This window comes from Thermosipho japonicus, assembly GCF_014201655.1.
Taxonomy (GTDB): domain Bacteria; phylum Thermotogota; class Thermotogae; order Thermotogales; family Fervidobacteriaceae; genus Thermosipho; species Thermosipho japonicus.
This window is the reverse complement of the sequence record NZ_JACHEX010000003.1, coordinates 105,044-126,969: the sequence shown is the minus strand read 5'-3', so window position 1 is coordinate 126,969 and position 21,926 is coordinate 105,044. Positions and strand designations below refer to the sequence as shown.

Below are 21,926 nucleotides of genomic sequence, written 5' to 3'. Positions count from 1 at the left end.
TAATTTTAAGTTTGTAATATACTTTAAGATATTTATCACAATTTAATATAAAAAATTTTTAAAAGGGAGATTGTAAAGTGAACCGAGAAATTTATATTGCTGCGCGTTATTTGACGCAGCCCGTAACAGGTGTTCAGAGATATGGTATTGAACTTAGTAAAGCTATAAAAAAATTAAATAATAGGTATAATATAGATTTTATAGCCCCCTATAATATAATTCATGATGATGTTGCCAAATATTTAAATGTTAAAAAAATAGGGAATTTAAGAGGTCATTTATGGGATCAAATTTCTTTGTTAAAATTTTTGAAAAGTAAAGGGGACCCTTTAGTGGTAAATTTTTCAAATACTTTACCTATTTTTTATGAGAACAAAATAGTTACCATTCATGATGTTATAAACTTGAAGTATCCTGTTAGTAGGAGATATAGAAAATATTACGAGTTAGTTCTTCCTATAATGCTTAGTCATTCTAAAAGAATTATAACTGTAAGTGAATTTTCCAAAGAAGAAATATCTTCTTATTTTGGGATTGACAAAAATAAAATAGAGGTAATTTATAATGGAGTTAATGAAAAATTTAAACCTAAAAAAATAAAAAATAAGGAAAAATATATTTTAGGTGTTTCTTCGATAGCCCAACATAAAAATTTTATTAGTTTAGCAGAAGCATTTCTAAAATTAAATACCAAAGATGTTAAGCTTTATATTGTAGGGGGAATAAATGAAAAAGTATTTGGTAAAGAAAGTATAAAAATTTTTAATAATCTAAGAAATAATGAGAATGTTAGACTTTTTGGAAGAGTGACTGATGATAAACTAATTGAGTTGTATTCAAATGCTCTTTGTTTTGTTTTTCCTTCACTGTACGAGGGATTCGGAATTCCACCTCTAGAAGCTCAGTCATGTGGATGCCCGGTTCTTTTGTCTAATATTCCTGTTTTTTATGAGATTTATGGAGATTCTGCTCTATATTTTGATCCTTTAAACCCAGATGATATTGCAAGTAAAATTGAGGAGATATTATATAATGAGGATTTAAGAGAAATACTTATTCAAAAAGGTAGAGAAAATGTAAAGAAGTATAAATGGATTAATTCTGCGAAGAAATTTTTAAATGTACTAGATAAGGTGGTACAGGATGGTTGATGTTGTAATATCAATAGTGTTGTATAATAATAGCGAAGAACAGGTAAAAAGAACAATTTTCAGTATTCTTAAATCCAAATTAGATTTAAAGGTTATTCTAATTGATAATTCTTGTCATGATAATTTAAGAAATTTAATTAGTATAGATAATAGGAGAATTGAATATATATTTAACAATGCTAATTTTGGCTTTGGAAGAGCTCATAATGTAGCTTTAAAAAAGTCTATTGAAGAAAGTGTTCCATATCATTTAGTTTTAAATCCTGATGTGTTTTTTGAAGAATTTGTGCTAGAAGAGTTATACACTTTTATGAAAAAAAATGATGATATTGGATTAATAATGCCGAAAGTTTTATATCCAGATGGGAAAATACAGTATTTGTGTAAACTTCTTCCAACGCCTATAGATTTGATTGGTAGAAGATTTTTTAATTTTGATCCATTCAAAAAGATTGTTGAAAAAAGAAATGAAATTTATGAACTAAGGTTTACAAATTATGATAAAGTGATGGAAGTTCCTAATTTATCAGGATGCTGTATGTTTTTAAATGTGAAATATTTAAAGAAAACAGGGTTATTTGATGAGAGATTTTTTATGTACCTTGAAGATACTGATTTATCAAGAAGGATTCACAAAGTTGCTAGAACTATTTATTTCCCTTATGTTTATGTTTATCATGAATATAAAAAAGGATCATATAAAAACTTTAAACTTCTTCGCTATCATATTGATAGCGCTATAAAGTATTTTAATAAATGGGGCTGGTTTTTTGATAAGGAGAGGGATTATGTTAACAACCATATACTTGCCAAGCTAGGATATAAAAGAATCAAAATATTTAGATAGAATTAATAGATTTAATAACTATAAAAATATATTTTTTAATAATTTCCCTTTTGGAGGACTAAACATGGAATTAACAATTTATGCTTATGCTCTTATTCCAATATTTATGATCTTATTTTTTTTGAGACCCCGTGTTTTGATTTACTTTTTAATTATATCCCTGACTTTACAAATTACTTCTTTAATTAATATTTGGGAAAATTCTATCCAAATTTATAAATTTTTGATTTTGCTTATAGCACTTAGATTTATACTTTATATGGTTTCAGGGGGTACTTTGAAATTTAAAAATGCATATTTAAAAGAGATTTTTATATATGGTATGTTGTTTATTTTATTTTCATTTTCATGGTCTATTATAGCTCCAAATTTATTTGATAATTATCCTGTATATCATCCGAGTTCCCGAGCTCTCGAAGTTGGTATAAGTTTTCTGCATTTTTCAGTTTATAATATAATCTTTAATATTTTTATTATTTTATATTTTTTTACTTTAATTTACATATCAATATTTACGTGGACCAAAAAAGAATATAAATTAATAAAGAAAATTATATTTATATCTTTGTTGTTAGTTATTGTTACGTCATTTTCCCAAATTTTAAGTCCTATTTTTGGAACATTAGATATTACAAAATATTTTTGGACTATAGTAGTTAGAAAATTCAAGTATGTAAGTATTGGTGGATTTCTCCCTATACCTAGAATACAAGGGACATTTGTTGAGCCATCTAATTTAGCACCATTCTTGACAGGATTTTATTCGTTTTATTTGTACAATTCATTGAGAAAAAATAATTTTATAGATATTTTTTTAACTTTGGTTATTTTTATTTTCATAATATTGTCTGCAAGCACTACAGCATATATTTCTTTGATGATTATGACTTTTTTAGTAGTAATGAATTTAAGCTCTATAAAATTATCTACTTATAATATGAAATTAAATAAAAAAAATTTTTTTTCATTATCAATAGGTATTTTTGTGGTGTTTTTTTCGTTTATTATTGTAGTATACTTTATTATAGGCTTTCAGAATTTTTTAACCTTAATTAATTTGTATTTTCTCAATAAACCTGAAAGTGGAAGTTTTAAGATTCGAATAGCATCTGATTTACATGCCTTGGAAATTTTTGCTAAAACATTTGGACTGGGAGTTGGTTTGGGAAGTAATAGAAGTTCGAGTTTTCTTCCATATTTATTATCTCAACTCGGAATCATAGGTACAATTCTATTTGGGATTTTTATTACAAAAATACTTATTTTTTGTTATAGATCATTACGGGGTACAGAGTATTTTTCATATTTCTTTTTTATTCCAGCAGCATTAGTAGCTCAATTGGTAGCTTATCCAGATATAACAAATCCTACATTGTGGCAGTTCATATATTTATCATTTTTAGTATCTTTGATAGTTGGAGATATATAATTCTTAACAAGAACTAATTTGAAAAATTTGTAATGTTTTCAAAAGATAATTAAAAATAAGATAAAGCTTATTTAATTTTAATAAATAATCTACAGGAGTAAAGTCGTGACTTTTATAATAAAGAAGGGGAGATATTAGAATGAAGATACTATACATTAATACTTTGTATGAACCATTTATAGGTGGTGGAGCAGAAATTACTATAAAACATTTGGTTACAGGTATTCGTGATTTAGGGCATGAAGTAAAAGTTTTAAGTTTTTGGGATAAAAAAGATAGTGAAGATTTAATCAACAAAATTTCGTTATATAGGGCCAAAATTCCTAATCTTTATTTGCCTTATGGAGAATTTGAAATTTCATTTAAAAAAAAGCTTTTATGGCACTTTTTTGATATTTATAATCCTAAATCGAAGAAGATTGTATCAGAACAAGTGAAAAAATTTAATCCTGACATTATTTCGTTTCATAATCTTTATGGTTGGTCTAGTTCTGTTTGGGAAGTTGTAGATGAGTTTGATATTCCAGCAGTTCAAGTACTTCATGACTTATATATTTTATGTCCTCGAAATATGTTTAAGAATGGAGAAGTTTGTGATAGACAATGCTTTACTTGTAAAGTAGCGAGATTTCCTTGGAAATTAAAATCAAGGAAACTAGAAGCTGTAGTTGGTGTAAGTAATTTTATTCTTAATAAATATATTAGTCTTGGATATTTCAAAGGTGTTCCTATAAAAAAAGTAATTTATAATTCTAGGAATATTGAAAATATTAGTTTAGAGAAAAAAGTAGATCCCAAATATATAAATTTTGGATTTATAGGAACATTGTCGCCAAGTAAAGGGATTGAGCTTCTTTTAAAGTCTTTCCATAAAGTCAAGAAGAAACATTACAAATTGTTTGTAGCTGGGTCAGGAAAAAAAGATTATGTTCAATATCTTCATTCAAGATATAAAGATGATTCAATAGTTTTCATGGGGCGAGTGGATCCAAAAAAATTTTTTAGCAGAGTGGATGTTACAATTGTTCCTAGTGTTTGGTATGAACCTTTAGGAATGGTTGTTGTAGAGTCTTTTGCTTTTGGAACTCCTGTAATAGGTAGTAACATTGGTGGAATTCCAGAAATGATTACCGCAGATGTAAATGGAATGATTTTTGATCCTTTTAAAGAAGGAGATTTAGAAGAAAAAATGTTGATTTTTGAAAAAAGAATTTTAGAATGGAGAAGCAAATATGAATCTATAAAGCAAAGTGCTAAAAAATTCTTAGATTATAAAAAATGGATAAATCAATGGGAAGAGCTATATAAATTGGTTATATATAAAAGATAAGATGGTCCAAGAAAAATTGTTATTAAATATTATTTTGATAATGAAAAAGGAGTATTTATAAAAATTTGAGGAGGGTTTATATGAGAATAACAATAGTTGGGTTGGGATACGTAGGTTTATCAATAGCAGTTTTATTATCTCAAAATCACGAAGTAATAGGTTTGGATATATCAAAAGATAAAGTTGAAAAAATAAACAACAAGATTTCTCCAATAAAAGATAATGAAATAATAGATTATTTAAAACATAAAAACTTAAATCTTATGGCCACAACTGACAAAGAAAAAGCTTATAAAAACGCGGAAATAGTTTTTGTAGCAACACCTACGGATTATAATCCTGAAACGAATTATTTTGATACTTCTTCGGTTGATGAAGTGATAAAAGATGTTTTGAAAATAAATAAAAAAGCTTTAATTGTGATTAAATCAACAATACCAATAGGTTATACAGAAAGAAAAAGAAAAGAATTTAATACAGATAGAGTAATATTTTCTCCAGAATTTTTAAGAGAAGGAAAAGCATTATATGATAATTTATATCCTTCAAGAATAGTTGTTGGAGATAAAACGGAAAAAGGAGAAAAAATAGCAAAACTTTTACTTGAAGGAGCTATAAAGAAAGATGTACCTGTCTTTTTAATGGGGGCTACAGAAGCAGAAGCTGTTAAATTGTTTGCAAATACATATCTAGCTATGAGAGTAGCATTTTTTAATGAATTAGATACATTTGCTGAAATAAAAGGGTTAAACACACTTGAGATAATAAAAGGAGTATGTGCTGATCCAAGAATTGGTGATTTCTATAATAATCCATCATTTGGTTATGGAGGTTATTGTTTGCCAAAAGATACAAAACAGATATTAGCAGATTACTTAGGGAATGGAGTTCCTCATATTTTAATAAGAGCAATAGTCGAATCAAATACAATAAGAAAAAGACACATTGCAGAAATGATTGAAAGAAAGAATCCAAAGCTAGTTGGAATATATAGATTAGCTATGAAAAAAGATTCGGATAATTTCAGGCATTCATCGATATTGGATATTATTGATTATTTGAAAGAAAGAGGAATGAATATGATAATATATGAACCCATAATAAAAGAAGATAGTTTTAAAGGTATAAAAGTAGAAAAGGATTTTGATAGATTTATAAATGAAAGTGATTTAATAGTTGCAAATAGATTATATAGTGAGCTAAAAAATATTAAAAATAAAGTATATACGAGAGATTTGTTTGAGAGAGATTAGAAAATTTGAATAATAATTAAGTGTTAATTTTTTGTGCACAATGATTTGTTTTATAGTTTATCATATTTTTTGGAGGATATAAGATGAGTTATAAATTTGCTTTTGTTATATTGCACTATATGACTTTTGATGATACATATGAATGTATTGAGTCAATAATAAAAAACATAGAGTATGATAATTTTAACATAGTACTTGTTGATAATGGCTCAACAAATGATTCTTTTAAAAATTTAATAGAATCTTTTAAAATGTTTAAAAATATTTACTTTTTGCGTTCGGAAAGAAATTTGGGATTTGCTAGAGGAATGAATTTAGGTTATGAGTTTGCTAAAAGCAAATTGAAAAGTGATTTTATAATTTTACTTAATAATGATGTCGTTATTGAGCAGAAAGATTTTTTGTCAAAAATTGTAGAATTATACAATAAAGTTAATTTTGCAGTATTAGGTCCTGATATAATTAATTTGTCTAATGAGCATCAGAACCCTCAAAAAATATTTGTTACTCTTGAAAGGGATGAAACATATTATTTTATGTTGTTAAAGAATTATTTGACATTATTTTTAAATTATATTTTTTTAGAGGATACTGTAAGATTTTTTTATAGGAGATTAAAAAATTTTTTAAAAATTAAAAGGTATGATAAGTCGTTACCAGAGAATTACAATTATCGTAAAGAGTTTCAAAATATAAAATTGCATGGTTCATGTCTAATTTTTTCACCAACATTTATTAAGAGATTCAAAGGATTGTATAGCAAAACGTTTTTGTATTTAGAAGAAGATATTTTATTTTATATATTGAAAAAAGAAGGACTTTTATCATTTTATAGTCCAAAAATAAAGGTTTTACATAAAGAAGATAGAAGTACAGATTTTGTTATAAAAAAAAGTTTCAAAAAAAGAAGATTTATTTTAAAAAATGTTATAAAGTCTCTTAAAGCTTATAAGAAGCTTGTAGATAACTATTTTGAAGAAAGGAAAGATTTTCTTGAAGAAATAGATAATAATTATTAAAAACTTGGAGGGTGTTGACTATGCGCAAAGGAATAATTCTTGCAGGTGGTTCGGGAACAAGGCTTTATCCAATGACACTTGTGACAAGCAAACAATTATTACCTGTATACGATAAACCTATGATATTTTATCCACTAAGTATACTTATGCTTGCTGGAATCCGAGAAATTCTTATAATCTCTACCCCTCATGATTTACCAAAGTTCAAAGAACTACTTGGAAATGGTTCTCAATTTGGTGTATCTTTTGAGTATGCAGAGCAATCCCAACCAAATGGTCTTGCCGAAGCCTTTATTATTGGAGAAAAATTTATAGGCACAGTTCCATCTGCTATGATACTTGGTGATAATATATTCTACGGTCACAATTTAACTAAGCTTCTCAAAGATGCAAATGAAAATACAGAACATGCGACTGTTTTTGCATATTATGTTGATGATCCTGAAAGGTATGGAGTTGTGGAATTTGATAAAAATTTTAGAGCAGTTTCATTAGAGGAAAAACCAAAGACTCCGAAATCTAATTATGCAGTAACTGGTTTATATTTTTATCCTGCAGGAGTTTCAGAATATGCAAAATCATTGAGACCTTCCTGGAGAAATGAGCTTGAAATTACGGATTTAAATAAAATATACCTTGAAAAAGGTTTGTTGGATGTTAAGGTAATGGGAAGAGGATATGCTTGGTTTGACACTGGAACAATTGAGTCACTTTTTGAAGCAACAGAATTTGTAAGGGCGATAGAAAGAAGGCAGGGAATAATAATTGCTTCGCCTGAAGAAGTAGCATATTTAAATGGTTGGATAACAACTGATCAACTTTATAAGGCGATAGATAAGTATGGAAAATCTCAATATGGACAATATTTAAGAAAGGTTGCTGAGGGAAAAATTATTTATTCAAGGAACCAGGAGTGATAAATATGGGAAAATTCAAAAGAATAGATACACCAATTCAAGGATTATATATAATAGAACCAACAGTGTTTGGAGATTCAAGAGGATTTTTCATGGAAAGTTGGAATAAAAAAGACTTTGAAGAAATAGGAATACATTGTAATTTTGTACAAGATAATCATTCGAAAAGTAAGAAAGGAGTTTTAAGAGGTCTTCATTTTCAAATTGAACATGTACAATCAAAGCTTGTTAGATGTATTCGTGGAAAAATACTTGATGTAGCTGTTGATTTAAGAAGAAATTCTCCGACATTTGGAAAGTATTTTTTAATAGAGCTATCCGAAGAAAACAAATTAATGTTCTTTATTCCAAAATATTTTGCACATGGCTTTTTAGTGGTTTCAGAAGAAGCGGAAGTAATGTACAAAGTAGATGAATACTATGATCCAAAATCAGATAGTGGAATAATTTGGAATGATGAAACATTAAATATAAATTGGCAATTAGAAACATACGGACTTAATGAAAACAAATTAATAATTTCTGAAAAAGATAGAAAGTTGAAAACATTTAAGGAATTTGTTAATTCAAATATCTGGTATATATAATGAATTTTTAATAACAGGTGGGATAAAAATATGAAAATTTTATTGACAGGTGCAAGTGGTCAGCTTGGAAAAGCTTTTCAAGAGTTATTTAAAAATGAAAATGTAAAATATATAGCAACTGATGTAAAAGAATTAGATATAACAAATTTAGAACAAGTTTTGTTGTTTGTAAAGCAATTTAAAGATATTACTCATATAATCAATTGTGCAGCATATAATCAGGTTGATAAAGCTGAACAAGATTGGAAAAGTGCATACCTAGTTAATGGTCTAGCTGTAAGAAATCTTGCAATAGCTGCAAATGAAATAAATGCTGAAATAGTTCATTATTCAACTGATTATGTTTTTTCAGGAAATAAAGGGGAGCCATATACTATATATGATACTCCAGACCCAATAAATAAATATGGTCAAAGCAAAGTTTTAGGCGAAAGATTTCTTACTACAATAGCTGAGAAGTGGTATCTAATTAGAACAAGTTGGGTATTCGGGGATGGACCAGTTAATTTTGTAAAGAAAGTCATTGAATGGAGTAAAAAAACAAATGAATTAAGAATAGTAGATGACGAAGTAAGTGCTCCAACGTACGCTCCAGACCTTGCAAAAGCAACATATGAACTAATTAAGCTTAAAGCATATGGGTTGTATCATATAACAAATACATCTTGCTCAAGATATGAATGGGCTGAATTTATTCTTAAAGAAATTGGATGGAATGGTAAATTATTGAAAGCAAAGCAAGAAGATTTTAGCCTGCCAGCAAAAAGACCTACCTATTCAGTGCTTGATAACTTTGGATATTATGAAACAGTAGGAAAAACAATGCGTGATTGGAAAGAAGCAACAAGAGAATATATAAAATTCCTTAAAATGAGGGGTGAAATATAAAATGAGAATTCTTGTTACAGGATGTGCAGGATTTATAGGAAGTAATTTTGTATATTATTACTTGGAGAAATACAAAGATAGGGAAATAATAGGATTAGATAAATTGACATATGCTGGAAATTTAAAAAATCTTGAAAAATTAACAGATGAGCAAAAACAAAGGTTTAAATTCATTAAAGGTGATATAAATAATTCAGAATTGGTAGAATACATATTTGAAGAATATGATATAGATGGAGTAATAAATTTTGCAGCAGAAAGTCATGTGGATAGATCAATACTTGATCCACAGATATTTGTTAAAACAAACATTCTTGGTACACAAGTTTTACTTAATGTTGCTAGAAAACATTGGTTTGATGGAAAGAGATGGAAAGAAGGAAAGAAATTTTTACAAGTATCAACAGATGAGGTATATGGTTCATTAGGTCCAACTGGGTATTTTACAGAAGAAACACCACTTGATCCACACAGTCCATATTCAGCAAGTAAAGCTTCGGCTGATTTGTTAGTAAAAGCTTACCATGATACATACAAAATGCCTATTAATATTACAAGATGTTCTAATAACTATGGACCATATCAGTTTCCAGAGAAATTAATACCATTAATGATAACAAATGCATTAGAGCACAAAGAACTTCCAGTGTATGGTGATGGGAAACAAATAAGAGATTGGTTGTATGTAGAAGATCATTGTAGAGCTATAGATATGGTGTTTGAAAATGGAAAGATAGGAGAAGTTTACAATATAGGCGGAAATAATGAAAGAGAAAACATATTTATTGTAAGAAAGATAATTGAAGTACTAAGAGAAATAACAGGTGATGAACAAATAAATGAAAATTTGATAAAACATGTTAAAGACAGACCTGGACATGATAGAAGGTATGCAATAGATGCAAGCAAGATAAAGAAAGAATTAGGATGGGAACCAGAAGTTGAATTTGAAGAAGGGATAAGAAAGACAATAAAGTGGTATTTAGAAAATAAAGATTGGTTAGAATCTGTAAAAAGTGGTGAGTATTTGAAGTGGTATGAGAGAAATTATATCAAAAGATAAGATTTAAAATCAGATAATTAGAAAAGATTGTCATATCTGTATTTTATTGAAAAAATCAAAGAACGGAAGAATTATTAAGTATAAAGAAACAGAAAGAGGGGAATTTATGAAAGTTATGCACTATTTTTTAGGATTTCCTCCTTTGCATAGAGGAGGCCTAATGGTTTATGTTAAAGATTTATCATTCAATCTTAAAGAAAAAGGAATTGATATTTCTCTATTAATGCCGGGTAAATATAGTTTATATAGCAAGAGAAGCTATGTTAATCTATATAAGCAAGTTAATGGTATTCCAGTTTATTATATTAAAAACCCCTTACCTGTTTCTTTTAATGGTTTTAAAGAACCAGAATATTTTATGGAAAAGAGAGTAAAGAATAATTATTTTGATTTTTTCAAAAATATTAATATTGATATTTTACATATTCATAGTCTAATAGGGTTACCATACGAAATAGTTGAAAATGCTAAAAAAGCCGGAATCAAAGTAATTTATACTACTCATGACTATTATGGCTTATGCCCAAAAATTAATTTTTACAGAATAGATGGTGTAGATTGTCTTGAAGATTATTCAATAAAAAACTGTATTTTTTGTAATTCTCAAACTAGTTCGGTAATCAAAAAAATTTTTTTTAGAAATTTTTTGCATTTTAAATATATAAATGTCTTAAAATCTCTTTATTATCCAATCAAAAAGGTAAAAATGTTTTTTAAAAAATCTTACGAAAATAGTGTTAGGGATGTTTTTGTTAGTATACTTGATACATCAAAATTTGACCGTAACATAGCCAAATATGTTGACTGGCAAAATTATGAAAAAGATATTATTGAAGAATTTGATTATATAATATTTAATAGTAATAATACTAAAGAAGTATATTCTAAATTTATTGATTTAAAATTTAAAAGCTATGAAGTTATTAATGTTTCAAATAATTCTATTAAAGACAACAGAAATTTATTTAATTATAGACCGTTAATTAATGGGAAAGTGATATTTTCCTTTTTAGGTGGAAAGAGCAAAATAAAAGGTTTTTATAGTTTAATTAACGTTTTTAATGAAATTAGAAAAAAGTATAATAATTGGGAACTACACGTTTATGGAACTAATGAAAAATTAGAAATTAATAATGAAAATATTAAGTTTAAAGGTACGTATACTCATGAGGATTTAATGAATATTATGTTGAACTCCAGCATTGTATTATTACCAAGCAAATCTCACGAAACGTTTGGCTTTGTTGGATTAGAAGGTATTTCTTACGGAATTCCAGTATTAATATCTGACAAGGTTGGGTTAAAAGATATTATAATACATAATTATAATGGATTTATTGTGAAAGATACTAAAGATGATAAATACTTAAAAGATCAAATAATTAGGATTTTGGAAAATCCAAATATTTTAGAAAATATTCATAATAATATTTTAAAGATGAATTTTAATTTTGATATGGCAACACATGTAGATAGAATACTTAATGTTTATAAAAAGCTTTTGGAGGTATAATTTTATGAAAAAAATTGGGATTTTAACTTTTAATTGGGCTGTTAATTATGGAGCTATACTTCAAATGTTTGCAGAATACACATTTATAAAAAAACATTCTAATTCTGATGTAAGTATTATTAATTATGTACCTGATAAGTTAAAAAAAATTTATGAATTAAAAATTTTTAAAGGTTCTCTTCATCCTAAATCCATTATAAGAAATTTTCTCACTTTAATATCTAAAAAAGAAGTTGTGTTGAAATTTAGTGATTTTATAAACAACAATTTTAAATTAACAAAAGAATTAAAAAATACATCTGAATTAATAAAAGAACTCTATAATTTTGATATTGTTATTGTTGGGAGTGATCAAGTTTGGAATTATTATATAGTAGGTGAATATTTGAATGATTATTTATTAAATTTTGATATTCCAAATTTGATAAAAATATCTTATGCTGCTAGTTTGGGGAAAAACGAAGTTCCAGGAGAAGTAATTAATTTATTCGAAAATGCAGTACCAAAGTTTGATGCAATTTCTTTAAGAGAAGAGAAAAGTAAAGAACTCTTAAGCAATATTTCCAAAAGGAATGATATTTATGTTGTTTTAGATCCGGTTTTTTTACTTTCAAAAAATGAATGGTTAGAAGTTGCAGATCAATCTAAGTTTGAAACAAAACATAAAAACTATATTTTGATTTACATGTTAGAATATAATGAAAATCTAGTTCAATTTGCTTTAAATTTATCAAAGCGAACAAAACTTCCGGTTTATTCTATTGAAATTCCTTTTTTTAGAGTTTATAAAGATAAAAACAAATTCATTAATATTAATAATGCTGGTCCTGAAGATTTTGTTAAATTATTTTCGAATGCTTCATATGTTTTAACGAATTCTTTTCATGGAACTTCTTTTTCTTTAATTTTTGAAAGACCCTTTTTGACTTTTGCACATTCAAAATACAATTTGAGAATTGAAAATATTCTAAAATTTTATAATTTAGAAAATAACATTATTTATGATAAATATCATGAATACTTTAAATTGAACAAAATTCAGATGAATATAACTGGAAATAGCAAAAAGATCGAAACTTTGATTGGTCGTTCAAAAAGCTTTATATTAAATGCGATTAACAAAGAGGGTGCAAAAGATGAAAAATAATGTTATGGATAAAATAGGAATAAATTGTATTGGTTGTGGCTTATGCGAAAATGTGTGTCCTAAGAAATGCATAAATATTACTGAAAAATCAAATATTGGTATAATTCCAAAGGTTGATGAAAAGCTTTGTGTCAATTGTGGTGCTTGCTTGGATACATGTCCAACTAATGAAATCGCTAAGAGTGAGAATTTAAATTTAGTAAAAAAAGTCATAATTGCTTCATCAAAAAATAAAAATATATTAATGAACTCTTCTAGTGGAGGAATTGTATCAACAATTCTCTATAGTTTATTTGAAAATTCTAAAATTGACGCCGCGCTAGTAGCTCATTTTGATAAAAACTTGAATGTTTATGGTGATTTTATAACATCTAAGAATGAAATTCTACTTCATTCTGGTTCTTATTACCAAACTTCTAGAATGCTTGTAAATATTGATAGAATAAAAAAGTTTAAATCTGTTGCTTTTGTTGGACTTCCATGTCATAATGTTGCTTTGAAAAAATTTATAAAAAAATATAACTTGGAAAATATATATTTATCAATTTCTCTAGTTTGTACTATTGGAAGAATGAAAAATGGTTTAATAGATTTTATAAATAGAAAATATCCACACTTTGTAATTGATAATATTGTAAGTTATAGATCTAGATACGGGGAAAAAAGGCCTGGCGTTATCAAAATTAAAAATAATGTTGAGAGTATAGAGTTAGATGCAAACAACTTTTTTTTCGAAAATGATTATTTTTTTGTTCCAGAAGGATGTTTAAATTGTAAAAAACTATTTGGAATTGAGTATTCTGATATTTCAGTTGGGGACAATTGGGGAGTAAAATCTGAAAATAAAATTGCTATAGTTTCTATTAATTCACAAAAAGGATTAGAAATGTTTAGTGATATTAAAAAAGATATTCTTTTTAAAGAAGCAAAAATAGAAGATTTAGTTAAATCACAACCTATAGGATATGGCTTAAAGTATTCTAATCGAGAAATTTTTAATAAAAGAATAAGATTATTAAAGTTTTTCTATAGAATGTTGCCTAAAAATAAGTTTATAAAAAAGCTATTAATAAAAATAAGAGGATTTATTTTCTATATTTATTTGTCTAATAAAAGGTGATTGAATGAATAATAAATACAAACATCTTGCCAAAAACACGTTATGGATATCATTAGGTACATTTGGTTCAAAAACAATATCATTTTTTTTGCTTCCAATCTTTACAAGAGTTTTAAATAAAACTTCGTATGGAAAGATAGATTTTTTTTCTACTACGATTAGCTTGCTAACGATATTTCTTTCATTTGAAATCGCAGCAGCAGTTTTTAGATTTGCTGCAGAATCTAATTTAGAAAAGAATAAAAAAATACTTACCTCCGCTTATTCGGTGGTATTTTTTTCAGCCATATTTTTTCTTTTACTATTTCCACTGCTTGAAAGAATAAACAGCTTTTTTCAACAAACAAAATATTACCTATTTTTTTCAATAGTTTTTTCAATATTAAGTGTAATTAATAAAAATTACTTAAGAGCAAAAGAAAAAATGCTTGTATATGCAACAAGTGATATAATAAATACTTTTAGTTTTGCAACATTTGGAATACTTTTGGTTGCAGTTTATAAAAAAGATGTAATAGGATATATACAAGCTTATCTATTGGCCCAATTAATTACAAACATTTATTTGATAATAGCCGGGAATTTATACAAAGAAATTTCTTTTAAATATGTATCAAAAAGTATGCTGAAAGAAATGATAAAATATTCTTTGCCATTTGTACCAAACGATTTATCATGGTGGATAATGAATGTTTCAGACAGATATTTGCTAATTTATTTTCTAGGTTTTGCTGCATCTGGGTTGTATGCAGTATCGTACAAATTTATGGCATTGTTAAGTGTTTTAAATGGAATATTTTATCAAGCCTGGCAGGTATCTGCAGTAAAGCAGTATGACAAAGATGATAGAGATAAATTTTATTCTACAGTCTTTTATTATTTAAGTTCGAGTTTGATAATAGTATTATTGCTATTTTCAATAATTATGAGACCTTTTGTAAAAATAATGGTAGGAAATGAATTTGAAAAAGCATGGATGTTTTTACCATTTTTGATGCTTGGAGCATTATTTTCATCATTTTCATCATTTTATGGGGTTGGATATATTGCAAGCAAAGAATCAAAAGGAGCATTTACAACATCCGTATATGGAGCACTTACAAATATTGGAATTAACATAGCTTTTATACCAATGATAGGTGCACAAGCAGCGGCAATTTCAACGATGGTAGCATTTTTTGTAATGTGGGTTTTAAGATTGAGGCAAACAAGAAGGTATTTTAAAATAAAAGTTAATTGGAAAGTTTTGAATATCAACATATTGTTGGTTGTAGTAAGTCTTTTTTCAAATTATATTGAGAGCTATGGAATTTATATCCAAGTTTTGTCAATAATATTGTTTATACTTTTTAATATTGACTACATTAAAAGCATATTTAGAATGATTTTTAATTATTTAAAAAATGTGGGACTTAGATAACCTCCGATATGAAATAGCTTGTATTTTTCTATTTTTATCACAAGTTTTGAATATGTTATTTCTTTGTTACCCTATTTTTTTGTATATTCTGAAGTATTTTTTCTGTAATTGTATTACCTTTTGTATTATTGTAACTTGTAAAATTTGTCGTCTTTCTAATATTTTATATTCTTCCATGACTCTTCTCTTGTAAATTTTTCCTTGTTAGTATTTGCAAAGGTTACTCTTTTATAGAAAATTAATACTTTTTCTTTTTAATTTTTGTATATAAGCAAATATGAATAATCTTAAGAAAATATTAGTTAATAATGTGTGAAATTAAGGTTATGAGAACTTGACTTTCAAAACGTATTTGTGATAGTATTAAGCTGAGGTTATTTTTTATGGGGGGATAGGGATGAGTAAATCGGTTATTGTGAGCGATTTACACATCGGTGACATGTCTGATGCTGATGATTTTTATACCTCCGGTAATTTTGAAAAATTTATAGCCTTTCTTGAATATATTGAAAAAGATGAGGAAATGGAAAAGATAATTATAGCAGGCGATTTATTTGAACTATGGCAATGTAAAGTTGAAAAAATTCTACAAATGTATGTTGATTTATGGAAAGTTTTACTTAAATTAAAAGAAACAGGAAAAAAGATAATTTATATCCCCGGCAATCATGATTCCCTTCCTTTTGCAAAGTTAGTCTACAAAGCTGCTCCATTTCCTTTTGGCCCAATCCAATTAACAGATAAATACGACATTGATGAAAAAAGAAAATTAATATTTCCCTATTATTGTGAGGGTAATCTATGGGTTGAACATGGTCATAGATTTGATATATATAACAGAGATGTTTCCACACTTGCGGGAGGTTCAAAAGGTGTGCATTAGGTAATTAATAGGAAAAGGGGTTGAATATGAAAATAAGAAGGATCCATATTCATAACTTTCGTTCAATAAAAGATGTAAGTATAGAATTGAAGAATTATTCATTGCTTATAGGAGAAAACAATGTTGGAAAAACAAACATTATTAGTGCGTTAAGAATATTTTATGATGATTTTAAATATGATCCAAACAGGGATTTTCCTAAATTTGACACAGATGATCAAGAAAGTTGGATAGAGATAGAATATTTAACTACGAAAGAAGAACAGTCCATGTTGAAAGAGGAATACCAAAGTGATGATAGAATTTTAAAAGTAAGAAAGATTTTAAAAACTAAAGATAATAAGTTTAGTTCAAAAATAAAAACTAATCAAAGTAATATTTTCGCTTATGAAAATGGAATGTTATCATCTAATTTTTTCTATGGAGCGAGAAATATTTCTCAGGCAAAATTGGGTACAGTTATTTATATTCCAGCGATTAGCAAGATAGATGAATCTCTTAAAACAAGTGGACCTTCTCCTTTTAGAAAAGTTTTGAATTTTGTTATTAATAAAATAATTCAAAAAAGTCGTAGCTATGATACCTTAGGAGAAGCTTTTGAAAAGTTTAATAAAAACTTTAAAAATGAGACTGTTGATGGAATTTCTATTTCAAAATTAATTGAGGAAATTAATAAAGAAATTGATGGATGGGGAGTAAAATTTGGAATAAATGTTAAACCTATAGAAATAGACGAAATTGTCAAAACTTTAATTTCGCACTATATGGAAGACGAAAATTTAGGTGAAGAACTTAGTATTAATTTATTTGGTCAAGGATTACAAAGGCATTTAATTTATACAATAATAAAATTATCATCAAAATATACTTCAAAAACATTTGAAAAAACAAATAAAAAAGATTTTTCTCCAGATTTTACTTTGCTCCTTTTTGAAGAGCCAGAAGTATTTTTGCATCCTTCACAACAAGAGAGATTGAATGTAGAATTGGATAAACTTTCCGAATTGGAAGATACCCAGGTTATAATAACAACACATTCTCCAATATTTGTTAGCAAAAATATAAATAAATTATCTACTCTTATAAGAGTTAAGAAAGATAAAGAAACAAAAGTTTATCAAATCAATGAATCTAAAATAGAAACCTTGTTAGGTGAGAACACATCGATGTTCAAATTCTTTTCTAAGATATTGCATGATGATAAGACACCTGAATCTCTGAAAAGAAAAATAGAAAGTAGAAAACTTGCCCAGAAAGATGATGATATGGAATATAAGCTAAAAGAAGAATCCTTTAAATATTTTTTGTGGATTGACAGTGAAAGAGCAAAATTGTTTTTTGCTAAACACGTGATTATTTGTGAAGGCGCAACCGAGAAAGTATTTTTTGATTTTTTACTAAATACAAAATGGATTGATTTAAAGCAAAAACACATATATTTTTTGGATTCAATGGGAAAATATAACATTCATAGATATATGAATTTATTTAAATTATTAGGAATAGAACATTCTATAATAATGGACAAAGACAGAGATTCTGAAATTCATGAATTGATCAATTCTTTTATAGAAAAGAGTAAAAATGAATTTACCAATGAGATATATTATTTTGATCCTGATATAGAGGGATACTTAAGCATTGAAAAACCTAATGAAAATAGGCAAAAACCTTTGAATATAATGGTTAAATATTCGGAAAAAATGATAAATGGGGATAAAATAAATAAGTTACGCGATATTATAGAAAAGTTATTAAATAAGCAAGACGATTATGGAAGATAAAATCCTTCTATATCTTCAGTAATTAAAAAATAAGAAAGTCTTATACAGAGATATTTCATTGTTTACTAGTAAATCAATACTAATAAATTGAATAGAGCAAAATTTTTAGATGTTTTGGTTTTTGAAAAACATATGAAATGGTTATAAGTTAATTTATAGAAAGAAGGTGTCTAAAATTGGGAAAAAGGTTATCAAAAAAAGTAAAATTCTTACTTCAAAAGTCGAGAGAATCAGCACTTTTGGCAGTAGAAATATACAATAAACCGAATATGACTTTTCGTTCTGGTGGGTACATAGTTTTAATGATTATTGCCTGGACTTCTCTTTTTCATGCAATTTTTGAAAGACAAAAAGTAAAGTATTTTTACAAAAACAAAGGTGGAAGGTATATAAGAGTTGATAGTGAGAAAAAAGCATGGGAATTAAAAAAATGTTTAAATAAATATTTTAAAAATAACAATCCACCTGAACGCAAGAATTTATAGTTTTTTGTAAAATTAAGAAACAAAATAGAACATCGCTTTCTACCAGAGCTTGATATGGATATTTTCGGTGAATGTCAAGCTATGTTAATTAATTACGAAAATCTCATAGAAAAAGAATTTGGAGAAAAATATGCCTTAAAAGAAAATCTGGTATTTGCTTTACAATTTTCATCATATTACAAAGAAAAGCAAAAACAGGCCTTGAGAGAAAAAAAGTGGCAAAGGAATATGAAGGTGTAAAAAAATATATTGATAAATACCATAGCGCTTTGCCATCGAATATATTTTCAGATCCAAAATTTAGTTTTAGAGTTTTTTTAATACCTAAAGTTGGAAATAGAGAAAAAACATCAGATGTAGCTATAGAATTTATTAAATACGATCCATCCAAACCTAAAGAAATGAAACTGTACAAGAAATTCTTGATAGCAATTAAAGAAAAAAGAAGTAATGGTGAATTTAGGCCCAGTAAAGTTGCTAAAAAAGTCTATGAAGCACTTAAAAATAAAATGCCAAAAGATTGGAAATTTACAGCAAGCTATCATCATTCAAAATGTTGGAAATATTACAAGATAAGGCCTAAAAATGGAGCAAAGGACCCATTTAGAACCAATGAAAAATATTGCTACTATGATGAAGCTTTCGGGCAGTATGTTTATACACAAGAATGGATAGATTTTTTAATAGACAAATTAGCTAACAAAGAGGAATATAAAAAGATTTTTGGTAAAAATCTATAAATGTTTCCTGAATTTATGGAAAGTGAGGTGAAAATTTGAAATTAAATTACAAGATTATTGCTGTAGAAGTTGGTGACTTATTAAAGTATGATACAACTATAAATGAAATAAACAGAATAGCCGAAGCTATTTTTAACTTTGAACGTGAAGAATTTCCTAATGAAAATATTACTTCATCAAGAGCAAAACTTATTTATGATTGGATTATGACTTTAGGAAAGCAAAGTGGATTGTCTATAGATGCAAAAAACAAATTATTGGTTGATTTTTGTATGAAATTAGTTTCCAATGAACAACTTAAAGAAGGAGTAATAAGTATATTGAAAGAAAATGGTATTAGTGATTTTTCTTTAAAAGAGCAAGATTTAAACGAGTTTAATGCAAGAAATTTTCATTCAGAAGTGGTAAAACATGCTAGAAAACTTTTTTTACAAAAAAATTATTTTCATGCGGTTTTTGAAGCAAGTAAGGCATACAATAAAGCAGTTAAAGAAAAAGCATGTAGTAATAAAGAAGGGGCTAGTCTAATGATGGAAGTTTGGGGTTGTAAAGGAGTACTCAAAATAACTCGTTGTGAAACTGATACCGATGAAAACGTTCAGGATGGAGTGAAGTTTTTATCTAGTGGGTTAATGAGAGCTATTAGGAATCCAACTGCTCATGAACCAGCTTTGGATTGGCCTATAGATAAACAAGAATGTCTTGAGATTTTAAGTCTTATATCATTTTTATTTAGACAATTGGATAAAGCAGTTTATTATTCTGGAGAATAAAAAAGTTGTTTGTATAGGTGTTAAAAAATGCAAAAACAAAAATTAAAGAGGTAATTTTTATGCTGGAGAATAAATATTTGAATATATGTAATTTATGGATAGAAAATTTTTCAAAAAAATATCAAATAAGTAGTGATTTTCTAAGATTTGTTTTTCTTATCGAAGATAAGAGATTTTTGAGTCATAAAGGAATTGACTATTTAGGGTTTATAAGAGCTTTTCTCGTTAATGCTAGATATTTGAGTATAAAACAAGGAGCAAGTACTATTTCGCAGCAATTATTTGTACTTGAGAATAGTAATTTAAATTTATGCTTTGGAAAAGTGATAGACAAGTTAAAAAAAGTTTATGGTGCTATTGTATTTGAGAAAAAATATTCAAAAGAAGAAATTATGTATAGGTATTTAAATAAAGTATATTTTGGAAAATCATATTTTGGCGTTTATGAAGCTGCATTAGGATATTTTAATAAACAACCCATAACTCTTAGTAAAGCTCAAAGTTTCTTCTTAGTAGAAAGAATTGCGTTACCAAATAAAGTTAGGATTGATAGAATACAGAGAATATTAAAGCGACCTGAAATAAAAAAACTACTTACTCAAGAAGATTTAGAAGAACTATATAGTATATATAAGATGTTTTTTAGAGTGAAAATTCAAGTTATGGGGGGAAGGGTCTATGAATTTTTATGAAATTGAAAGAGAGTTATTGGATTTAAAACATCCATATCCAGAGCATAAATCTTTAAAAAATACTTTTGTGTGTATATTAAAAGATGAAAGTATAAAGCCGTATAAATTGAAAGAGTTTATACGCTTGTGGCTGACTGAAGGAGTCCCTTATGTTTTTAAAGATGTACCATACTTGTATGAGAGAATAAGGAGTTATTTAGCAAGCAAGCTAGGTATTTTTCCTAAAAACATGTTTATTATAGGAAGTGCGAGAATAGGTTATTCGTTAGACCCTAATTGTTTTCCAAAAAATTTTGGCAAGAATTCTGATATTGATTTTACTATAGTTGATGATAATCTTTTTAAAAAGTTATGTAAAGATTTTTGGGGGTGGAAAGATGATTTTGAAAATAAAAAATGTATTCCCAAAAACTATCGAGAAAAGACATATTGGAAGAAAAATGCTAAATGTGTCCCAAAAAATATAAAAAGAGGTTTCATAGATATTTATAAAATACCAGCATGTCCCTGCTACAAGAAAAGGTATGAATTTACACGGATTGTGCCAGGTTTGAGAGAATTAATAAAAAAGTATATTGGAAAAGAGTATTCTGACAAAGATTTAAGTTTTAGAATTTATAAAAATTGGGATTCATTCTTTAAACAAACGGAATTAAATTTAAGATATTTAGGGAATAAATTTATTGAAGTAAGTTCGAATGAATAGTTAGTAGGTAAATTTCGAAAGTAATATGTTGTCAATTAAGTTTTATTTAAAGTAATGACTGAAAGATAAATAAAGAGAAATCTAAATACTCTGGATTTTCAAAAAGACTAATTAAAGTGGTAAAAACTCCTTTTAGGAAGAAAACATAAAGTTGTTTTTGAAATAATTCTGTTAATGTT

At 26.8% G+C, this 21,926-nt stretch carries 20 protein-coding genes and 1 pseudogene; all 21 read left to right on the top strand.

Features of this window, described 5'->3' with window-relative positions:
- The first annotated feature begins 77 nt into the window (after positions 1-77).
- Positions 78-1,151, top strand: coding sequence for a glycosyltransferase (locus tag HNP65_RS06370; RefSeq protein WP_221236871.1), 1,074 nt, complete (start codon positions 78-80; stop codon positions 1,149-1,151).
- On the top strand, positions 1,144-1,998 hold the full coding sequence (locus HNP65_RS06365; protein WP_184619452.1) for a glycosyltransferase family 2 protein: 855 nt from the start codon (positions 1,144-1,146) through the stop codon (positions 1,996-1,998). Before HNP65_RS06370 ends, HNP65_RS06365 begins: the two co-directional genes overlap by 8 nt.
- 277 nt (positions 1,999-2,275) lie before the next feature.
- Positions 2,276-3,427, top strand: a complete 1,152-nt coding sequence (locus HNP65_RS06360; protein WP_184619451.1) for a hypothetical protein — start codon at positions 2,276-2,278, stop codon at positions 3,425-3,427.
- 139 nt (positions 3,428-3,566) lie between these two features.
- Entirely contained in the window at positions 3,567-4,757 is a 1,191-nt protein-coding gene (locus HNP65_RS06355) for a glycosyltransferase family 4 protein (RefSeq protein WP_184619450.1), read from the top strand.
- A gap of 80 nt (positions 4,758-4,837) precedes the next feature.
- Positions 4,838-6,010, top strand: a complete 1,173-nt coding sequence (locus HNP65_RS06350) for a nucleotide sugar dehydrogenase (RefSeq protein ID WP_184619449.1) — start codon at positions 4,838-4,840, stop codon at positions 6,008-6,010.
- An 83-nt stretch (positions 6,011-6,093) separates the two neighbouring features.
- A complete protein-coding gene (locus tag HNP65_RS06345; RefSeq protein ID WP_184619448.1) occupies positions 6,094-7,029 on the top strand; it encodes a glycosyltransferase family 2 protein in 936 nt (311 codons plus the stop codon).
- A gap of 20 nt (positions 7,030-7,049) precedes the next feature.
- The gene (rfbA, locus tag HNP65_RS06340) at positions 7,050-7,946 is read left to right on the top strand and encodes a glucose-1-phosphate thymidylyltransferase RfbA (RefSeq protein ID WP_184619447.1); all 897 of its coding nucleotides are present in this window, start codon (positions 7,050-7,052) and stop codon (positions 7,944-7,946) included.
- A gap of 5 nt (positions 7,947-7,951) precedes the next feature.
- Entirely contained in the window at positions 7,952-8,533 is a 582-nt protein-coding gene (gene rfbC, locus HNP65_RS06335; protein WP_184619446.1) for a dTDP-4-dehydrorhamnose 3,5-epimerase, read from the top strand.
- A 30-nt stretch (positions 8,534-8,563) separates the two neighbouring features.
- Positions 8,564-9,421 (top strand): dTDP-4-dehydrorhamnose reductase, encoded by an 858-nt coding sequence (gene rfbD, locus HNP65_RS06330; RefSeq protein WP_184619445.1) that lies wholly within the window; start codon positions 8,564-8,566, stop codon positions 9,419-9,421.
- A 1-nt stretch (position 9,422) separates the two neighbouring features.
- Entirely contained in the window at positions 9,423-10,484 is a 1,062-nt protein-coding gene (rfbB, locus tag HNP65_RS06325) for a dTDP-glucose 4,6-dehydratase (protein WP_184619444.1), read from the top strand.
- 106 nt (positions 10,485-10,590) lie between these two features.
- The gene (locus HNP65_RS06320; RefSeq protein WP_184619443.1) at positions 10,591-11,997 is read left to right on the top strand and encodes a glycosyltransferase; all 1,407 of its coding nucleotides are present in this window, start codon (positions 10,591-10,593) and stop codon (positions 11,995-11,997) included.
- 4 nt (positions 11,998-12,001) lie between these two features.
- A complete protein-coding gene (locus HNP65_RS06315) occupies positions 12,002-13,144 on the top strand; it encodes a polysaccharide pyruvyl transferase family protein (protein ID WP_184619442.1) in 1,143 nt (380 codons plus the stop codon).
- On the top strand, positions 13,134-14,264 hold the full coding sequence (locus HNP65_RS06310; RefSeq protein WP_184619441.1) for a Coenzyme F420 hydrogenase/dehydrogenase, beta subunit C-terminal domain: 1,131 nt from the start codon (positions 13,134-13,136) through the stop codon (positions 14,262-14,264). The genes HNP65_RS06315 and HNP65_RS06310 overlap by 11 nt, the downstream gene beginning before the upstream one ends.
- 4 nt (positions 14,265-14,268) lie before the next feature.
- Entirely contained in the window at positions 14,269-15,684 is a 1,416-nt protein-coding gene (locus HNP65_RS06305; protein WP_184619440.1) for an oligosaccharide flippase family protein, read from the top strand.
- 397 nt (positions 15,685-16,081) lie between these two features.
- Positions 16,082-16,567: a metallophosphoesterase gene (locus HNP65_RS06300; RefSeq protein ID WP_246348209.1), complete on the top strand. Its 486-nt coding sequence runs from the start codon at positions 16,082-16,084 to the stop codon at positions 16,565-16,567.
- Positions 16,568-16,593: 26 nt separating this feature from the next.
- On the top strand, positions 16,594-18,351 hold the full coding sequence (locus tag HNP65_RS06295; RefSeq protein ID WP_184619439.1) for an ATP-dependent nuclease: 1,758 nt from the start codon (positions 16,594-16,596) through the stop codon (positions 18,349-18,351).
- A gap of 269 nt (positions 18,352-18,620) precedes the next feature.
- Positions 18,621-19,076 (top strand): annotated as a pseudogene (locus HNP65_RS09960) (DUF3644 domain-containing protein).
- The gene (locus HNP65_RS06280; RefSeq protein ID WP_184619436.1) at positions 19,052-19,576 is read left to right on the top strand and encodes a hypothetical protein; all 525 of its coding nucleotides are present in this window, start codon (positions 19,052-19,054) and stop codon (positions 19,574-19,576) included. The pseudogene HNP65_RS09960 and the gene HNP65_RS06280 overlap by 25 nt, the downstream one beginning before the upstream one ends.
- A 35-nt stretch (positions 19,577-19,611) precedes the next feature.
- Positions 19,612-20,349 carry a TIGR02391 family protein gene (locus HNP65_RS06275; RefSeq protein WP_184619435.1) on the top strand — a complete coding sequence of 246 codons (738 nt, stop codon included), beginning with the start codon at positions 19,612-19,614 and terminating at the stop codon, positions 20,347-20,349.
- Between the two features lie 59 nt (positions 20,350-20,408).
- Positions 20,409-21,041, top strand: a complete 633-nt coding sequence (locus HNP65_RS06270) for a biosynthetic peptidoglycan transglycosylase (protein WP_184619434.1) — start codon at positions 20,409-20,411, stop codon at positions 21,039-21,041.
- Positions 21,028-21,747 carry a hypothetical protein gene (locus HNP65_RS06265; protein WP_184619433.1) on the top strand — a complete coding sequence of 240 codons (720 nt, stop codon included), beginning with the start codon at positions 21,028-21,030 and terminating at the stop codon, positions 21,745-21,747. The genes HNP65_RS06270 and HNP65_RS06265 overlap by 14 nt, the downstream gene beginning before the upstream one ends.
- Positions 21,748-21,926: the final 179 nt, after the last annotated feature.